This window comes from Dyella sp. 333MFSha (genome assembly GCF_900102405.1).
Lineage (GTDB): Bacteria > Pseudomonadota > Gammaproteobacteria > Xanthomonadales > Rhodanobacteraceae > Luteibacter > Luteibacter mycovicinus.
Window position 1 is genome coordinate 995,366 of record NZ_FNBR01000002.1, and the last position, 16,741, is coordinate 1,012,106.

A 16,741-nucleotide genomic window follows, 5' to 3' on the forward strand; every position below is an offset into this window, starting at 1 on the left:
TGCATCGTCCCGCGCTCAGGCGGCGGCCAGCGTCTGGGCTTTGGCCAGCGCCGCGTCCTGCGCGGCGGCGCGAACCACCGCCGGACGCGCCATCACGCGGGCCACGTAGGCCTCGAAGACATCCCGACGCGGCACCAGGCCGAAACCCATCGTCCAGGTCAGAGCGCTGGCCCAGAGGATATCGGCGGCGGTGAAGCGGTCGCCGAACATCCAGGGGCCCTGCGCGAGCTGGGCCTCCAGGAGGTTCATGACGGTGTCGAAGTCACCGTAGGGCGACTGCATCGCCGGCATCGGAACGTTCTTCGCCCAGCGATCGACGACGGCGGGCTCGAAGCACGAACCGTAGAAGGCGAGCCAGCGCAGGTAGGGGCCGCGCAGCGCATCGTCGAACGCGGGCGCCAGTCCGGCCTCGGGATAGAGATCGGCGAGGTAGGTGAAGATCGCCGGGCGTTCGGTCACGAGACCACCGCGGTGTTCGATCGCGGGCACCTTGCCCATCGGGTTGATCTTCAGATACGCGGGAAGGCGCTGCTCACCCTCGACCAGGTTCATCACGTGCAGGTCGTACTGCGCACCCAGTTCCTCCAGCAGCATGAGGACGCTGCCCGACCGACTGTTGGGGGCATGGTGGAAAACGACGCGATTCGGGTTCATGCGGTGAAGCTTCCTTTCGGGTGGCGGAGACTGTAGGAGCGCGCCTTGCGCGCGATGCTTCCGGAGACGGGAGCAGGGTCACGGCCGGCGCGGCCGTCGGCAGGCTTTTCGCGCGCGGGGCGCGCTCCTACGGGCGTCAGCGACGTTGCCGGCGATCTTTCATCGGGGGTGAAACGGTATTGCCCGTCCATCAGCGGTCCCCGCTTGCCCAGCGGCGCATACAGCTCGGCGAGACGATCCATAAATCGATTCATGACGCGTTCCCTCCCCGGTTCGGCGGTGAAGGGACAGTCTGCGCGGGGCCTGCTGACAACGTTCTGTCAGCAGCCCTCTGGCGTCGTTCACGCCACACCCGGACAATGCATGGTTTCGCGCCTGAGTCCGTCCGAATGACGAAACCGATTTCGCTGATCCAGTTCCTCATCGAAGAAAAGCGCGAGGGGCATATCAACGCCCAGCTCAGCCTGCTGATCGAGGTCGTCGCCCGCGCGTGCAAGCGCATCTCCGTCGCCACCGGCAAGGGCGCCCTCGGCGGCGTGCTCGGCAATGCGGGTTCGGACAACGTCCAGGGCGAGGCCCAGAAGAAGCTCGACGTCATCTCCAACGAGATCCTCCTCGAAGCCAACGCCTGGGGCGGTCACCTCGCGGCGTGCGCGTCCGAGGAAATGGAAGATCCGCAGCCGATTCCGGACGCCTACCCCAAGGGCAACCACCTGCTGTTGTTCGATCCGCTCGACGGCTCCTCCAACATCGACGTCAACGTCTCGGTCGGCACGATCTTCTCCGTGCTCCGCTGCCCGGATGGCGTCACCGAACCCAAGGCGGCCGATTTCCTGCAGCCGGGGACGGAACAGGTCGCCGCCGGTTACGTGGTCTACGGCCCGTGCACCCTGCTGGTGCTGACCTTCGGTCACGGCGTGCATGAGTTCACGCTGGACCGCGAGCACGGCAGTTTCGTGCTCACCCGTCGGGGCATCACCATTCCCGCCGAAACGGCCGAGTTCGCGATCAACATGGCGAACCAGCGCCACTGGGAAGCGCCGATGCAGCGTTACATCGGTGAACTGCTGGCAGGCTCGACCGGCCCGCGCGGGCGAGATTTCAACATGCGCTGGGTGGCCTCGATGGTCGCCGACGTGCATCGCATCATCACCCGCGGCGGTGTCTTCATCTATCCGCTGGACGCGAAGATCACCGGCCACGGTGGCACCGGCAAGCTGCGCCTGATGTACGAAGCCAACCCCATGGCGTTCATCGTCGAGCAGGCCGGCGGCGCCGCCACCACCGGCCGCGAGCGCATCATGGACCTGCAGCCCACGGCGCTTCACCAGCGTGTGCCCGTGTTTCTGGGTTCGAAGAACGAAATCGACGTGGCGACCCGCTACCACCTCGACGCGGACCACACCCGCGACTGATCGACCGCCGGGCGGCGCACACGCGCTGCCCGGTTTTAGCCATCCGTCCGTCATCCGGCCGCCGCCGGCGTGCCCGATGATCCGCCTGCCCTTCTCACGGTTTTCTTCCATGACGCTCCGCCGCGCCCGCTCCTGGCTTCCGCTCGTACTCGCGACCCTGCTCACCGGTTGCTTCGGTGGAACCAGGCCGGATCAGCGCCCGGATACCGCCGTGCCGGTGCTCGCGGCCAAGCCGCGTATCGGACTGGCGCTGGGCGGCGGCGCGGCCAAGGGCTTTGCCCATATCGGGGTCATCAAGATGCTGGAGGCCAGCGGCATTCATGCCGACGTCGTCTCCGGTACCAGCGCCGGCAGCGTGGTCGGCGTGCTGTATGCCTCCGGCATGGATGCCTTCCAGTTGCAGGAGCAGGCCTTTGCGCTCGATGAGGGCAAGATCCGCGACGTTCGCTTCTTTTCAGGTGGCCTCGTGCAAGGCCAGAAGCTGCAGGACTACGTCAACGAACTCCTGAAGAACACCCCGATCGAGAAGTTGCATACGCCATTCGCGGCGGTGGCCACCCAGCTGGAGAACGGCGACCGCGCCATCTTCATTCGCGGCAACGCGGGCCAGGCCGTGCGTGCGTCCAGCAGCATCCCCGGCGTGTTCGAACCGGTGGACATCAACGGCAAGCATTTCGTGGACGGCGGCGTCGTCAGCCCCGTGCCGGTGGATGCCGCCCGTCAGCTCGGCGCGGACATCGTCATCGCGGTGGATATCTCGGCGCGGCCTGACGGCACCAATCCCGACAGCATGGTCGGCATCGTCGGCCAGTCCATCACCATCATGGGCCGTCGCCTGGCGGAGCAGGAGCTCGGCCGTGCCGACATCGTGATCCGGCCGAAGGTCGGTCAGATCGGACCGACCGACTTCGATCAGAAAAACGTGGCGATCCTCGAAGGCGAGCGGGCCGCACTGGCCGCCATTCCCGCGATCAGGGCGAAGATCGCCGAGAAGACGGCCGCCATGGGCAGGCCGCCCGTCCCGGCGCGCTGATCAACCCGCGTCGATCAACGCCAGCGCCGCCTGACGGCCCAGCGTAAGCACCTCGTCCGACAGTCCCTGTTCCGCCACGGCGCGCGAGAGGGACATCGAACCCACCATCGATGCGAACACCGACATGGCCAGCGTGCGACGGCGTTTGCCACGCACCGACGCCGGCAGGGTCGACGCGATCAGCTCGACCATCTCGGCATAGCCTTCCGAAAACGCCGCGCGGGTCTCTTCCGGACGGCGGCCCATCTCGGCCGCCAGTGCCGCCGCCACGCAGCCCGATGCGGGATGATCGCGGTGATCCGCCGACAGATAGGTGTTGACCATCGCACGATGCGGCTCCGAACGTGAGCCCGCGACACGCACGGCCATCCGGTCTTTTGCCGACGTCGCCGCCGATGCCACGCTGTCGCGCACCAGGTCTTCCTTCGAACCGAAATGGTTGTAGAACCCACCCTGGGTCAGCCCGACGTCGCTCATCAGGCTCACCACGCCGACGGCGTCGATGCCGTCCGCGCGAAACCGTTCAGAAGCCGCTTCGACGATCTTCTGCCGAGTCTGCTCCTTGTGACCTTTCTCATAACGCATTGCTTTCGCTCCCCTGGGGATCGATTCCCCTGCCCTGGGCCGATTCTAGCAATGCTTGCATATTGAAATGTCGAACGTCATGGGGATCACATCGTCGCGACGTTCAAGGCACTGCGTGTTGGCCTATGCTTGGCGTATTTCCGTCACGCCAACGAGGATCCCACATGAGCCAGGCCCATCTGTACGACATCGCCGTGAAGCAGATCGACGGTGTTTCCACCACGCTCGACACCTGGCGCGGCGACGTGCTGCTGGTGGTCAACGTCGCCTCGAAGTGCGGGCTGACGCCGCAGTACGAAGGCCTCGAGGCGCTCTACCAGCGCTGGCGCGACAAGGGCTTCACCATCCTCGGCTTTCCCGCCAACGACTTTCTCGCGCAGGAGCCCGGCAGCGACGACGACATCAAGTCCTTCTGCTCGACGACGTTCGACGTGCAGTTCCCGCTGTTCTCCAAGATTCCGGTGGTCGGTCCGCAGCGCCACCCGCTGTACAGCGCGCTGATCGAAGCGCAGCCCGAACGCATCGGTGAAGGCCCGATGCGTGAGCGCCTGCAGGGTCATGGCATTCCGACCAACGAGGCACCGGAGGTGCTCTGGAACTTCGAGAAGTTCGTCGTGAACCGCCGCGGTGAAGTGATCGCACGCTTCGCACCGGACGTCGAAGCAAGCGATGCACGCCTGCAGGAGGTGCTCGAGAAGGCGTTGGCCGAGAAAGCCTGATTTGCCTGGAGACGCCGGGCCTAAAGTGCCCGGCGTCTGGCGACGTCCTCCGCGGTCACTTCACCCTGTTTTCCGCCGAAATGACGGATGACGTAGTTGGCCAGGGCGGCTACCTCCGGATCGCTGTACGCGTGACCGAAGGCCGGCATGTAGACATCCGTTTCGCCGATCCGCATCGTCACGCCGTGCAGGATCGCCTGGGTGACGTTCCGCCCGCTGGGGTCGTTGACGCCGCGCGTACCGACGAGGCTGGCATACGATGTCTGCTGTCCGGCGCCATTCCATTGATGGCAGCTGGCACACGCACCTTCGAACAGGCGCAGACCGTCCGCGTCGGCCGTTTCATCGTCTCCACCAGGCGCGGCCGCACTGGAGGCGAGTACGGCTTTGGGCGACGGGTCGACGACCACCGGGTCATCGCCTTCGCGCGCAGGCACCGTGCGCAGCCAGGCCACGAGCGCCGCCGTGTCTTCCGGTTTCAGGAACTGCAGGCTGTGCGCGACCGCCTCGCCCATCGGCCCCATGGCCGACGCATGGCCATCCGCGTGGCCGGTACGCAGATACTGCGTCAGCGCCTCGTCGCTCCACTTGCCGATGCCGTGCGTGGCGTCCGAGGTGATGTTCCACGCGCGCCAGCCTTGCAGTTCCGCACCGGCGAGCGACTCGCCATGCTTCAGCCCGAAACCGACGTTACGTGGCGTATGGCATTCCGCGCAGTGACCGAGCGGTCCGGCGAGATAGGCACCCGCGTTCCACGCCGGCGATCGCGAGGGATCGTTCTCGAAGCGTTCGCTGCGGAAGAACGCGGCATTCCAGAAACCCATCGCCCAGCGCTGGTTGAACGGGAAGCCGAGATCGTTCGGACGTTCCGGCTGGCGCACCCTGGGCAAGGTGAACAGATAGGCCTTGATCGCCAGGACATCGGCACGGCTCAGCTGCGTGTACGCGGTGTACGGGAAAGCGGGATAGAGATGCTTGCCGTCCTTGCGTATGCCCTCGCGGACCGCACGCACGAAGTCGTCGTCGCTCCAGCCGCCGATGCCTGTCTCGACGTCGGCGGTGATGTTGGAAGAATAGATCGTGCCGAACGGCAGCTTGAAGGGCAGGCCTCCCGCGAAGGGTTTACCGGTTTCCGGCACCGTATGACAGGCGATGCAATCGGCCGCGCGCGTCAGATACTCGCCGCGTGCGACGGGATCGGCGTTCAAGGGCGCACCGGCGAGCACCGGAGCGGTGCCATCGGCCGGATCGGTGCGATTGAGCGCGACATAGGCCACCGCTCCGATGATCAGGACGACGACGATCAACAGAAAGAAGCGCTTCATGCGACGCCCTCCTTGCCGGTTCCCGCATCCGCGACACGTTTGAGCGCATCCGCCGATGCGGCGAGCGAGGTACGCGAGACCGGCAACTCCGTCAGACGCACGCCTGTGGCGGCGAAGATCGCGTTGGCCAGGGCCGGCGCGGCGATCGCCGTACCGACTTCGCCGAGTCCTCCCGGCGACTCCCCGCTGGCGACCGTATAGACCTCCACGTTCGGTACTTCGTTGATGCGCAGCGTGCGGTAGTCGTGAAAGTTGCTCTGCTCGATCATGCCGTCCTTGAGGGTGATGCCGTTGAACAGGGCGGCGCTGAGGCCGAACAACAGACCACCCTGCACCTGCGCCTGCACGGAACTCGGATTGATGGCGATGCCCACGTCGACGGCGACCACGGCGCGTCGCAGATGCACCTGGCCCTGTGCCGTCACCTCGACCTCGACGATCGCGCAGACGTGGCTACCGAACGGCGACGCCACGGCGATACCGCGTCCGACCCGCGCCGGTAACGGCTGGCCGCCCCAGCCGATCTTCCCGGCGGCGAGATCCAGCACGCCCAGGGGTCGTGAACCGGGCTTCATCAGCGAACGCCGGTACGCCAGCGGGTCCTTGCCCGAGGTGTGAGCGAGCTGATCGATGAAGCTCTCGACGATGAAAAGGTTATGCGTCGGACCGACGCCACGCCACCAGCCGACGACGAGCCCGGGCGGCATGTCGTGGCGGACCCACTCGACGAGCACATTGTCCATCTCGTAAGGCAGATCGGCCGCGGACTCGATGGCGTCGCTGTCCATGCCGTCCTTGCCCATGCCACCGGGCGCCCAGCGCCCGAGTACCGTGCCACTGGTGATGCGATGCTTCCACGAGGTCGGGCGGCCATCGCCATCCAGCGTGGCCGAGATGCGGTCGAAGTACAGCGGCCGCACGCGGTCATGACGGATGTCTTCCTCGCGACTCCAGATGACCTTGAGCGGGTAGGCCACCTGCTTCGCGAAGGCCACGGCCTGTTCGACCTGGTCGGTTTCGAGGCGACGGCCGAAACCGCCGCCGAGGTACTGGTTGTTCACCGTCACCGCCTCGAGCGGGATGCCGCAGATGCGCGCGGCTTCCTTCTGCGCGCGCGTCGGAACCTGTGTGCCCGTCCAGATCTCGCACTTGCCTGGCGTGACGTGCACGGTGGCGTTGAGCGGCTCCATCGGCGCGTGCGCCAGCATGGGCGATACGAAGGTCATCTCCACCGCCTTGCCATCCGCGCCCGCCTCGCCCTTCGGCTTGCGCCCGACCAGGGCGGGGCCTTTGCGCGAGCTTTCCTGCAAGGCGGCGATGAGCGTGGCGGTATCGAGTTTCTCGTTGACGCCGTGGCGCCATTCGATCGTGAGTTCCTGGAGGCCACGATGTGCGGCCCAGTAGTGCTCACCCACCACGGCCACGGCATCGGCCAGCCTGATCACATCGATGACCCCGGGCACGGCGCGTGCCTTCGTCTCATCGACGGCACCGAGCGTACCGGCGAGTTCCGGGCTGGTACGTACGGCGGCGTATTTCATGCCCGGCACTTTGACGTCGATGCCGAACTGCGTACCGCCGTTGACCTTATCCGGCGAGTCCACGCGACGCAGCGGCTTGCCGATCACGGTGAAGTCTTTGGGGTCTTTCAGTGTGACGGTCGCTGGCTGCGGCAGTTTACCGGCGGCTTCCGCCACCGCCGCGAACCCGAGGGTGCGACCCGACGGCACGTGCGTGATGGTGGCGCGCGCCACCGAACAGCTGGCCGCATCCACGTGCCACTGCGCCGCGGCGGCGGCTACAAGCATCTCGCGCGCCACCGCACCCGCTTCGCGCAACGACTGCCACTGTCCGCGCGTGCTCGTGGAGCCGCCGGTGATCTGGCCGCCCCCAAGCAACACCTGACCGTACAGCGCATCACTGGGAATCGAATGTTCGACGGTGATCTGATCCAGGCCGACGCCGAGCTCCTCGGCGAGCATCATCGAAATGCCGGTGTAGATGGCCTGCCCCATTTCGACCGTGGGCATGACGAGGCGGATGCGCCCATCCGCGTCGATCCGGATGAACGCGTTGGGTGCGAACGTCGGGTGGCCATCGGCGGCGGCCGCCGCGTCATCCGCCGGTTGGCGTCGGGGATTCATCTGCGCGACCGCGGGACCGAGCCCGGCCGTCCACAGGAAGGCCACGGCAAGACCACCGCCTGCGAGCTTCAGCACCGAGCGGCGCCGCGGATCGATCCCGTGCTCGTCGTGAGGGGAGGCACTCATGGCGTACTCCCGTCGACGATGACCTGCAGACCTTGCGGCAGTCCCGTCGCCGCCTGCTTGATGGCCTCGCGGATGCGCACGTACGTGCCGCACCGGCAGATATTGCCGGCCATCGCGGCATCGATGTCTCGATCGCTGGGGTTCGGGGTACGCGCGAGCAACGCCGCGGCGGACATGATCTGTCCGGACTGGCAGTAACCGCATTGCACCACGTCGACCGCCAGCCAGGCCTGCTGCACCTTCGCGCCTTCGGGTGTCGCGCCGATCGCCTCGATCGTCGTGACGGCGCGGTCGCCCACGGCCGACACGGGCATCTGGCAGGAGCGGACCGGCTGCCCATCGAGGTGCACCGTGCACGCGCCGCACTGCGCGATGCCGCAACCGAACTTCGTGCCGGTCAGTCCCACCACGTCGCGCAGCACCCAGAGCAACGGCATATCGGGTGGCACGTCGGCCTGCCGATCCTCACCATTCACGCGCAGCGTGTACATGTCCCCTTCCCCTCGGCTGGGTGGACGCTCGCGTCCACTGGCTTGATCAGATGTCGGGCGACAGATTACGCCGAATCGGGAGCCGTGCATTCCGCGAGAGGAGGTGTTTTTGCAGAAACTTCTTGCGGCGTGACGAGGAACCGGCACATCGCGCCCGTTATGTGCCGCGCTTTATGTCGACTCCATTGAGCGGTTCGGAGCCAGCCGCTGCGTCAGCGCAGCGGCTTGGCGGTCACGCCTTCGTTGGTCATCTTCACTGGCAGGATGTGACCGTCCTTGTCGAAGTGCATCTCGTCGATGCTGGTCACACGATGGTTGCCGTCGGTATCGCCGAGCGGATGGCGGTGATAGACGATGTACCAGCTGTCGTCTTTTGCGACGTGAAATACCGAATGATGCCCGGCGCCGGTGGCGATCTTCGGATCCTGCTCCAGAATCTTGCCGATGCGCTTGAACGGGCCTGTCGGGGAGTCGCCGATCGCATAGGCGACGCAATAGTCGGGCCCGGTCCAGCCACCCTCCGACCACATGAAGTAGTACTTGCCGTTGCGCTTGAACATCAGCGGGCCTTCGACGTACTCGGGCGCGGGCGTGATTTCCTTGAAGGTCGTGCCATCGGCCATCGGCTCGACGCCGGTGAAATCCGGCCTCAGCTTCACGATGTTGGCGTGCTTCCAGCCGCCGTAGATCATGTAGTAGGTGCCGTCGTCGTCATGAAAGACGAACTGGTCGATCGGCTGCGCGCCGTTATGGAACTTGTCGATCAAGGGCTTACCGAGCAGATCCCTGAACGGACCGTCGGGCTTGTCGGCGACGGCCACGCCGATGCCACCGACCTCGTTGTCGTTCTGGATGTCGTTGGCGGCGAAGAAGAAATAGTACCTGCCGCCTTTCTCGACCAGCGCGGGCGCCCACAGCGCCTTCTTCGCCCAGGGGATGTCTTTCATCGCCAGCACGCTGCTGTGCTTCGTCCAGTGCACCAGATCCGGGGACGAGAACGCGTCGAAGCCGGTCTGCTGCGCGTACTTCAGCGACGTGGTCGGGTAGATCCAGTACTGATGATCGAAGATCGCGGCTTCGGGGTCGGCGTACCAGCCGGGGAAGACGGGGTTGCCGGCGTGCCCCGGCGGTGGAGCGGCGAATGCCGCCGTGGACATGCACGCGGCGAGCACCGCACCCCCAACCCATTGAGCTAACCGCATGCCGAGTACCCCGTTCGTCTGTGCAGAGCGGACGACCATAACGTTTCGGCCGTCCGGATGCCATCGGAGGTATCGTTTACCGTGATCCGCCCAAGGAATGAAAACGTACGCATGTCCGTCGCTCCCCGCACCATCTGCATGCTCGTCTACCCTCAGGCGCAGTCGCTGGACATCAGCGGCCCCCTTGAGGTGTTCGCGCTGGCCAGCCGCCAGGCCCAGGATGACGAGCCCGGACGTGCGCCGCTTTATCGCATGCAGGTGTTGGCCGCGACGGACAAGCCCGTGGAACTGGCATCCGGCATGCGCCTGCTGCCGGATACCCACTACCGCGATATGCCCGACGAAACCGATACCTTGCTGGTCTGCGGCGGCATGGGTGACGCCGTCGAGCGGGTGCGCGCCGACACGAACCTGGTGACATGGCTGCACGAGGCGGCGCAACGGGTGCCCCGCGTCGCCTCGATCTGCAGCGGCGCCTTGCTGCTCGCCGAGGCAGGCCTGCTTGACGGCCGGGAGGCGACCACCCACTGGAGCGACATCCGCGAGCTGCGCGACCGCTATCCTGCCGTGCGCGTGTTGCCGGACGCGATTTACACGCGCGACGGCCATATCTGGACTTCGGCGGGAATCACGACGGGGATGGACCTGGCGCTGGCGATGGTCAGCGCCGACCACGGTGCCACGCTGGCGCTGAAAGTCGCGCGGCGCATGGTCATGGCCAACAAGCGCTCGGGCGGGCAAAGCCAGTTCAGCGAACAACTGCATGCACTGGAACAGCCGGAGCACTTCGCGTCGCTGGCGTCATGGATCGGCGAAAACCTGCGCAGGCGACTCGATGTCGGGATACTCGCCGATCGGTTGCACATGAGCCCTCGCCAGTTCACGCGCCGGTTTGGTGCGCACTTCGACGTGACACCGCTGAAGTACATCGAGCGCTTGCGCGTCGAAGCGGCAAAGCCCCTGCTCGAGAGCACCGGCAAGGACATCAAGCGTGTCGCCGACGAGTGCGGGTTTCCTTCCGACGAGGCGATGCGCCGGGCTTTCGTCCGCCGGCTGGGTAGCACGCCGGCCGAGTACCGGGCGCGCTTCGCGGCTAAGTGACCGTTTGCGCGGGTTCCATGTCCGCAAAAGCACCCAGAAACGTTTTAGCGTGCGGCATCGTTCACGGAGTATCCGCCCATGCGCCGCCTGCTGCTGTTGCTCGCCATGTTCTTCGCCCTGCCCGCGCTCGCGTCGCACGAACCGCACGGGTCCGCGGCGCCGGTCCGGGTTGGCATCGTAATGTTCGATGGCGTGCAGATCATCGATTTCGCAGGCCCTTACGAGGTTTTCGGTACGGCGGGCTTCGGCGTGGTTACCGTATCGCCGGATGGCAAGCCCGTGACGACGGCGATGGGGCTAAAGGTCACGCCCGATGCGAGCTTCGCCACGGCGCCTCCGTTCGACGTGTTGCTGATCCCTGGTGGCGACGTCGAGGATGCCCAGAAGGATCCACGCGTGCTTGAGTTCATCCGGCAGCGTTCGGTGCCCGCACGGCAGGTGCTCTCCGTATGCACGGGCGCCTTCATTCTCGGCGCAACGGGGCTGCTCGACGGCGACAAGGCCACGACCTTTACGCCGCGGATCGATGAGCTGGCAACCGCCTTTCCGAAGATCGATGTGATCCGCGATGTGCGCTGGGCCGATAACGGCAAGCTGATCACGTCGGCTGGCCTTTCGTCCGGCATCGACGCGGCGTTGCATGTCGTCGCCAGGGTTCGCGGTACCGATGAGGCACGTACCGTCGCCATGCGCCTGGAATACGACTGGAAGCCCGACGGTGGGTTTGTGCGGTCACGGATGGCAGATCGCTTCCTGACCAAGAAGCTGCTTCAGGCGGGGGTCGAGTGGCCGAAGGACGCGAAGTTCGATGAGTACGTGTCGACGGGCGATCTCGATCAGTGGGTCTCGCGATATCACGTGGAGACGGCGACGCCAGCGGCGGAGTTGCTCGACCGGCTGGATGCGGGTGCCCGGAAGAGTGGATTGTGGAAGGCGGCGGGGAAGCATCGGTGGACGAATCGGCAGGAAGGGCGGGATGTGATGCTGAGCTTCGAGACACAACCGGGTGCCGATGCCAGGCACTTCGAGCTGGACATCATGCTGAAAGCATCGCCAGTGCAGCCGTGATTTTGCGATTTGGAAAGGTTGCGCGACCCGCGGCTCGTGCAACTGCTTGCCTTGATTGGGGCTCGACCAGGCGGTTTTCAGGTTCAGCCCGCCCTCCAAAGCCCCATCATGGCTGATGTTGGCCTCATCACGCTGACCGTCAAGCAAATCCACAGCTTGGCACCCCGTTCGTCTGTACGGAGAGCGGACGACCATAACGTTTCGGCCGTCCGGATGCCATCAGAACCGGTAGCTGGCACTTCCCATGATGCTGCGGCGCGGACCGTAGAAGCAGTCGCCGCGCGCGAGGCATGAGGCGTTGTAAACCTGGTCGGTGACGTTGGCCGCGTTGACGGAGAAACGCCATGGGCCCTGCGTGTACGCGACCATCGCGTCGAACAGGGTCTTGTGGGGAACCACGAGCGTGCCCGTCTCGTCGTAGTTGGTACCGATATAACGCGCACCGATGCCGAAACTGAAGCCGTCGCTGTCGGCCGCGTTCACGTGATAGACGCCCCACACCGATGCCTGGGTCTTCGGCAGACCCGCGACGATCGTGCCATCGTCGGGACGCGCCCTGGTCCAGGTGTACGTGCCGATCAGGTCGACATGATTGCCGATCCGCGAGTTGCCTTCCAGTTCGACGCCGCGCGTCTTCGCCCGCCCCGCCTGTATCTGGTTCAGGGGATTCTGCGGATCCGGTGCGAGTCGATTTTCCTCGCGCAGATCGAAATACGTTGCCGTGATCAGCGTCGATCCGCCAACAGGCTGGTACTTCAGGCCGGCCTCGTACTGCTTGCCGCGCAAGGGCTCATAGGGCCGGTTGTAGAAGTCGAGACTATCCAGCGGCTGGAACGATTCGGTGTAGCTGACGTACGGCACGATGCCGCTATCGAACCGGTACATGAGACCGAAGCGCGACGTGGTCGCGTTATCGACGGAGCGGCTGCCGCCGGTCGTCAGCGTCGCACGGTCGTGACGCACGCCGACGGTACCGATCCAGTGATCGCCCCAGTTGATCTGATCCTGGACGTAGAGGCCGGTCTGACGGGTGTGGCTGGATGCGACAGGGAAAACATCGGGCGGCACGAAACCGTTGTGGTAGACCGGCGCATAGAGATCGAAGGGCGTGGCGTCGAAGCCGTTGCCCTGCGCGCTATCGGTGTGCGAGTAGCTGATATCAAGGCCGAACAGGACACGGTGATGCATGCTTCCCGTATCGAAATCCCCTTCCGCATGGGTGTCGGTGACCAGACGCTTGTGCCGGCTGATGGCGACATAGCTGTATCGCGACACGGTGCGCTGGTCGTCGTCGAGGAACGGGTACGCAGGGTTCGAATAGACGTTCGGGTAGAGCGAGCGATAGTCGACGTTGTCGTGCGAGTACCGCGCGTTCTGCACGAACTTCCACGTGTCGTTGAAGCGATGTTCGAAGAACGACGATACCGAGCGCTGATCGGTATCGTAGCGATCGAAGCCCGGCTCGCTGACGAAGCGATTCGTCGGAATGCGCCCGTTCGGATTGGGCAGCAAGGTGCCTGCATGCGGCAGGAAGTTCAGCGACGAGCCGTTGCGGTCGAACTGGAGATTGACCAGAAGGCTCCAGCGCGTGTTCGCGTCCGGCTGCCAGGTGATCGACGGTGCGATGGCGCGACGGTCGTCGGATACGTGGTCGATCTGCGTGTCCGCATCGCGCAACACACCGATCAGGCGATACGCCCAGTGCCCGGCGGCGTCGAGGGGACCGGTGAAGTCGAAGGCCGTCTGCTTGCGCGCATGGTTTCCCAGCTGCACCTGCACTTCGTGCGCCGCCGTGAACTGGGGACGCTTCGAGGTCAGACCGATCAGGCCGCCGGTGGTGCCCTGTCCGTAGAGGACCGACGACGGGCCACGGACTACTTCGATGCGGTCGAGGAAATAGGGCTCCGTACGGGCGTAGCTAGACCCAAGCGCCTGACGAAGGCCGTCCAGATATTGCGTAAAGGATGTGCCACGGACGAACGCGTCGTCGCCGCGGCTGTCCACGCCGTAAGCGTCCGAGCGTACGCCAGCGGAGTAACGCAGCGCATCCTGCACCGTCAGCACGCCCTGGTCGATCATCTGCGTGTTTGAGATCACGGAGATCGCCTGGGGGGTCTCGATGATCGGCGTGTCGGTCTTGGTCGCGCCGGAGGCGTCCTGCCGGGCGTAGCCTTCGTCCACCCTCACCCCGTGCACGTCGACGGCGTCGAGCTGAACAGCCTTGTCGCTGCGGGCGGTGTCCTGAGCGAACGAGGCATGCGACGCCAGTACCCCTGCGATGAGCAGAGGCAGCGCCTTCGAAGGAAGGGTCATGAGCTTGGGTCCGTGGCTGGATGTCGTTGTCGTCGGCAATGCGAACGACTCTCATTACCATGATGACGATTTGCGTCTGGTTTCGCAAGATCCTGTGGCGTAGGCGAAGGTCAGGCCATGCTGTAGCGCGACGTCTCTTCAGCGCAGAGATTGCGAATGGATCGTATTTCCGTAAAATCGTTGAACTCGATTCCTCCGCGGTCCCGCCATTCCGTTCGCTCATCGGGTAGCCAGTCGCACGTCGTCGACGCAAGCGCTATCCGATATGCGACTCAACGTGAAGAACGCCTTCGACCGGCATTACTTCGTGACCGCGTCCTCGACGCGCACCAACTGGGGTGAGCCCCGCAGCGTGATGCTCAACCTGGAAAGGAGATTCTGACGATGGCCAGGCGCAAGGCCGCAGGCATTCAGTCCACTCGCGTGCTGGAAATCACGTCGCGTACGGTTGCCGCCGTCTTCGGCGGCTACGCGATGGCGGCTTTGGTCGCCTCAGCCTTCGCTCGCTGGCTGCCTGTCGCGCGCGTCGAGGCGGTGATCACAGGCATGCTTTCCTCGTTCGCCGTGTACGCCACCGTTGTCATTCTCGCCTTCGCCATGCGCAGCGCGACGCGGGTGTGGTTGTGGCTGGCTGCGTTCGGCCTTCCCCTTGCGGGTGCGCTCGCGTGGTCGATGCACGGGAGTGCGGCATGAACGGTGTCAACGGCGGCCTGCGCCAGTCGATGGCCTGGCTGCATACCTGGGCCGGCCTGCTGGTCGGCTGGCTGCTGCTGGCGATCTTCGCCACTGGCACCAGTGCGTATTTCCAGGACGAGATCACCCGATGGATGCAGCCGGAGATCACCGGCCAGCGCCAGATCACCCTTGCCTCCGAGCGCGCCGTCGACTGGTTACAGAAGAACCAGCCCGGCGCGGACAGCTGGTCGATCACCCTGCCCGGTCGGCGCGCCATCGCCTCCACCCTTTACTGGAAACCGGCCGGCGAGACGCGCCGGTCGCTGCGCGACCACACCATCACGCTCGATGGCAACGGGCAGCCTGTCGTGTCGCGCGCGACCATCGGCGGTTTCTTCCTCTACCGTATGCATTTCGACCTGCACTACATGCCGGTGCTCTGGGCGCGCTGGATCGTCGGCTTCTGCGCGATGTTCATGCTGGTGGCGATCGTCAGCGGGGTCATCACGCACAAGAAGATCTTCGCGGACTTCTTCACCCTGCGTTTCGGCAAGGGGCAGCGCTCGTGGCTAGACGCGCACAACCTGAGCGCCGTGCTCGCGTTGCCTTTCCACGCCATGATCACCTTTACCGGGCTGGTCACGTTGCAGTCGCTGTACATGCCATGGGGCATGACGGTGGCCTATCCCACGGTGGCGGCGTACTCCGCCGATGCGTACGGCAGCGAGGCGCCACCGGTGCGTTCCGGCAACGCCGCGCCTGTGGCACCGATCGCGGAAATGATTCGCCAGGCGCGCGTGGCCTGGGGTGGCGCGGAGCCGGGCTATATCGACATCGCGTTCCCCGGCGACGCCAACGGCATCGTACGCATGTTCCGCGGCGGCGGCGACGGTATGGCGGCGCGTGCGAAGACCTTGCAGTTCGATGCGGCCACCGGCCACATGCATCCGGTACCGGCCGCGAAGGGTGCTGCGAGCGAGACCGAGAGCGTGATGGTGGGCCTGCATGCGGGACGCTACGCACCCTATCTGCTGCGCTGGCTGTATTTCCTGTGCAGCCTTGCCGGTACGGTGATGGTCGCGACGGGGCTCATCCTGTGGACGGCCAAACGGCGCGTGCAGCTGCCCGATCCCGAGCGCCCGCACGTCGGCTTCCGGCTGGTCGAGCGGCTGAATATCGCCAGCGTCGCCGGTCTCCCGCTCGCGTTCGCCTGCCACTTCCTCGCCAACCGCCTGCTGCCGCTGCGCATGGAAGGCCGTCCGGACTGGGAAGTGCATGCGTTCTTCATCGCCTGGGGCGGATCGCTGCTGCTCGCCTGCCTTCTGTCGTCGCGACGCGGATGGCTCACGCTGCTGGCGGCGTCGACCGCCGCCTTTGCCGCCATCCCCGTCGTGGACGCGCTGACCACGGACCGCTGGCTGGTGCCGAGCCTGTTGCAGGGCGACTGGGTTTTCGCAGGTTTCGACCTGACCATGATCGCCCTTGCCGGCGCGCTCGGGTTCGCCACGTGGAAGGTGTACAAGCGGCCGACCATCGTCGTGGGACGCAAACGGGCGGCGACGCGGGAGGTATCGGCATGATCCTCTTACCGATGCTTGCCTCCCTGCTTGGATTCACGTTGCTGTGCCTCGGCCTGTCGCGACATCAGCGCGATCTGTTCGGCCGCGCAATGTCGCCTGGGCGTACCGTGGCGGCGAGATGGATCGGCTGGACCCTCGTCGTGCTTGCCTACGGCGGCAGCATGCTGATCGAAGGTGCCGCCCTCGGCGCCGTTTATGGGGTCGGCGTGCTCACCTTCGGCGCGCTGGTCGTGGCGTTCACGGTTACCGGAATGTCCAGGTAGCTTGCCGGTAGCCAGCTCAACGTGAGTGGCTCGCCCGGGGTGCCACG

Annotated in this window: 16 protein-coding genes; 8 read left to right on the forward strand and 8 right to left on the reverse strand. The window is 65.4% G+C overall.

The annotated features are described in order from the left end of the window. Positions 1 to 15: 15 nt before the first annotated feature. Positions 16 to 654 carry a glutathione S-transferase family protein gene (locus tag BLT40_RS11755; RefSeq protein WP_090353284.1) on the reverse strand — a complete coding sequence of 213 codons (639 nt, stop codon included), beginning with the start codon at positions 652 to 654 and terminating at the stop codon, positions 16 to 18. Continuing rightward, positions 651 to 908 carry a hypothetical protein gene (locus BLT40_RS11760; protein WP_143025877.1) on the reverse strand — a complete coding sequence of 86 codons (258 nt, stop codon included), beginning with the start codon at positions 906 to 908 and terminating at the stop codon, positions 651 to 653. The genes BLT40_RS11755 and BLT40_RS11760 overlap by 4 nt, the downstream gene beginning before the upstream one ends. A gap of 135 nt (positions 909 to 1,043) precedes the next feature. On the opposite strand from BLT40_RS11760, the gene BLT40_RS11765 reads away from it, so the two are divergent. Then, on the forward strand, positions 1,044 to 2,069 hold the full coding sequence (locus BLT40_RS11765) for a class 1 fructose-bisphosphatase (RefSeq protein WP_043696669.1): 1,026 nt from the start codon (positions 1,044 to 1,046) through the stop codon (positions 2,067 to 2,069). 109 nt (positions 2,070 to 2,178) lie between these two features. Continuing rightward, positions 2,179 to 3,102, forward strand: a complete 924-nt coding sequence (locus tag BLT40_RS11770) for a patatin-like phospholipase family protein (protein ID WP_051943164.1) — start codon at positions 2,179 to 2,181, stop codon at positions 3,100 to 3,102. Here the strand turns inward: BLT40_RS11770 and BLT40_RS11775 are convergent, their stop codons facing one another. Further along, positions 3,103 to 3,687 (reverse strand): TetR/AcrR family transcriptional regulator, encoded by a 585-nt coding sequence (locus BLT40_RS11775; protein WP_036109212.1) that lies wholly within the window; start codon positions 3,685 to 3,687, stop codon positions 3,103 to 3,105. 164 nt (positions 3,688 to 3,851) lie between these two features. On the opposite strand from BLT40_RS11775, the gene BLT40_RS11780 reads away from it, so the two are divergent. Next, on the forward strand, positions 3,852 to 4,406 hold the full coding sequence (locus BLT40_RS11780) for a glutathione peroxidase (RefSeq protein ID WP_090353292.1): 555 nt from the start codon (positions 3,852 to 3,854) through the stop codon (positions 4,404 to 4,406). 20 nt (positions 4,407 to 4,426) lie between these two features. On the opposite strand, the gene BLT40_RS11785 is transcribed toward BLT40_RS11780, so the two are convergent. From BLT40_RS11785 to BLT40_RS11800, 4 genes are all read right to left on the reverse strand, one after another. After that, positions 4,427 to 5,731 (reverse strand): c-type cytochrome, encoded by a 1,305-nt coding sequence (locus BLT40_RS11785; RefSeq protein WP_090353295.1) that lies wholly within the window; start codon positions 5,729 to 5,731, stop codon positions 4,427 to 4,429. Further along, entirely contained in the window at positions 5,728 to 8,001 is a 2,274-nt protein-coding gene (locus BLT40_RS11790) for a xanthine dehydrogenase family protein molybdopterin-binding subunit (RefSeq protein WP_090353298.1), read from the reverse strand. The genes BLT40_RS11785 and BLT40_RS11790 overlap by 4 nt, the downstream gene beginning before the upstream one ends. Then, positions 7,998 to 8,492: a (2Fe-2S)-binding protein gene (locus BLT40_RS11795; protein ID WP_036109200.1), complete on the reverse strand. Its 495-nt coding sequence runs from the start codon at positions 8,490 to 8,492 to the stop codon at positions 7,998 to 8,000. The genes BLT40_RS11790 and BLT40_RS11795 overlap by 4 nt, the downstream gene beginning before the upstream one ends. A gap of 212 nt (positions 8,493 to 8,704) precedes the next feature. Next, a complete protein-coding gene (locus BLT40_RS11800; RefSeq protein ID WP_090353915.1) occupies positions 8,705 to 9,694 on the reverse strand; it encodes a glycoside hydrolase family 43 protein in 990 nt (329 codons plus the stop codon). A 111-nt stretch (positions 9,695 to 9,805) separates the two neighbouring features. Between BLT40_RS11800 and BLT40_RS11805 the strand changes: the two genes are divergently transcribed. Further along, positions 9,806 to 10,795 carry a GlxA family transcriptional regulator gene (locus BLT40_RS11805; protein ID WP_176809160.1) on the forward strand — a complete coding sequence of 330 codons (990 nt, stop codon included), beginning with the start codon at positions 9,806 to 9,808 and terminating at the stop codon, positions 10,793 to 10,795. 78 nt (positions 10,796 to 10,873) lie between these two features. Continuing rightward, positions 10,874 to 11,863 (forward strand): DJ-1/PfpI family protein, encoded by a 990-nt coding sequence (locus BLT40_RS11810; protein ID WP_090353303.1) that lies wholly within the window; start codon positions 10,874 to 10,876, stop codon positions 11,861 to 11,863. Between the two features lie 219 nt (positions 11,864 to 12,082). Here BLT40_RS11810 and BLT40_RS11815 read toward each other — a convergent pair whose 3' ends face one another. Then, positions 12,083 to 14,176, reverse strand: coding sequence for a TonB-dependent siderophore receptor (locus BLT40_RS11815; protein WP_090353306.1), 2,094 nt, complete (start codon positions 14,174 to 14,176; stop codon positions 12,083 to 12,085). Positions 14,177 to 14,560: 384 nt separating this feature from the next. Between BLT40_RS11815 and BLT40_RS11820 the strand changes: the two genes are divergently transcribed. Genes BLT40_RS11820 through BLT40_RS20305 form a run of 3 tightly spaced genes read left to right on the forward strand, consistent with a single transcriptional unit; the run spans position 14,561 to position 16,694 of the window. Beyond that, positions 14,561 to 14,869 (forward strand): hypothetical protein, encoded by a 309-nt coding sequence (locus tag BLT40_RS11820; protein ID WP_079521190.1) that lies wholly within the window; start codon positions 14,561 to 14,563, stop codon positions 14,867 to 14,869. Next, positions 14,866 to 16,431, forward strand: coding sequence for a PepSY-associated TM helix domain-containing protein (locus BLT40_RS11825; RefSeq protein ID WP_090353309.1), 1,566 nt, complete (start codon positions 14,866 to 14,868; stop codon positions 16,429 to 16,431). Before BLT40_RS11820 ends, BLT40_RS11825 begins: the two co-directional genes overlap by 4 nt. After that, the gene (locus BLT40_RS20305) at positions 16,428 to 16,694 is read left to right on the forward strand and encodes a DUF3325 domain-containing protein (RefSeq protein WP_090353311.1); all 267 of its coding nucleotides are present in this window, start codon (positions 16,428 to 16,430) and stop codon (positions 16,692 to 16,694) included. Before BLT40_RS11825 ends, BLT40_RS20305 begins: the two co-directional genes overlap by 4 nt. Positions 16,695 to 16,741: the final 47 nt, after the last annotated feature.

Bases quoted from the DNA above. Each gene is read 5' to 3' on its own strand.
- BLT40_RS11815 (WP_090353306.1), bottom strand. From the start codon at position 14,176: ATGACCCTTCCTTCGAAGGCGCTGCCTCTGCTCATCGCAGGGGTACTG.
- BLT40_RS11760 (WP_143025877.1), bottom strand. From the start codon at position 908: ATGAATCGATTTATGGATCGTCTCGCCGAGCTGTATGCGCCGCTGGGC.
- BLT40_RS20305 (WP_090353311.1), top strand. From the start codon at position 16,428: ATGATCCTCTTACCGATGCTTGCCTCCCTGCTTGGATTCACGTTGCTG.
- BLT40_RS11805 (WP_176809160.1), top strand. From the start codon at position 9,806: ATGTCCGTCGCTCCCCGCACCATCTGCATGCTCGTCTACCCTCAGGCG.
- BLT40_RS11800 (WP_090353915.1), bottom strand. From the start codon at position 9,694: ATGCGGTTAGCTCAATGGGTTGGGGGTGCGGTGCTCGCCGCGTGCATG.
- BLT40_RS11780 (WP_090353292.1), top strand. From the start codon at position 3,852: ATGAGCCAGGCCCATCTGTACGACATCGCCGTGAAGCAGATCGACGGT.
- BLT40_RS11825 (WP_090353309.1), top strand. From the start codon at position 14,866: ATGAACGGTGTCAACGGCGGCCTGCGCCAGTCGATGGCCTGGCTGCAT.
- BLT40_RS11790 (WP_090353298.1), bottom strand. From the start codon at position 8,001: ATGAGTGCCTCCCCTCACGACGAGCACGGGATCGATCCGCGGCGCCGC.
- BLT40_RS11785 (WP_090353295.1), bottom strand. From the start codon at position 5,731: ATGAAGCGCTTCTTTCTGTTGATCGTCGTCGTCCTGATCATCGGAGCG.
- BLT40_RS11770 (WP_051943164.1), top strand. From the start codon at position 2,179: ATGACGCTCCGCCGCGCCCGCTCCTGGCTTCCGCTCGTACTCGCGACC.
- BLT40_RS11810 (WP_090353303.1), top strand. From the start codon at position 10,874: ATGCGCCGCCTGCTGCTGTTGCTCGCCATGTTCTTCGCCCTGCCCGCG.
- BLT40_RS11795 (WP_036109200.1), bottom strand. From the start codon at position 8,492: ATGTACACGCTGCGCGTGAATGGTGAGGATCGGCAGGCCGACGTGCCA.
- BLT40_RS11775 (WP_036109212.1), bottom strand. From the start codon at position 3,687: ATGCGTTATGAGAAAGGTCACAAGGAGCAGACTCGGCAGAAGATCGTC.
- BLT40_RS11765 (WP_043696669.1), top strand. From the start codon at position 1,044: ATGACGAAACCGATTTCGCTGATCCAGTTCCTCATCGAAGAAAAGCGC.
- BLT40_RS11755 (WP_090353284.1), bottom strand. From the start codon at position 654: ATGAACCCGAATCGCGTCGTTTTCCACCATGCCCCCAACAGTCGGTCG.
- BLT40_RS11820 (WP_079521190.1), top strand. From the start codon at position 14,561: ATGGCCAGGCGCAAGGCCGCAGGCATTCAGTCCACTCGCGTGCTGGAA.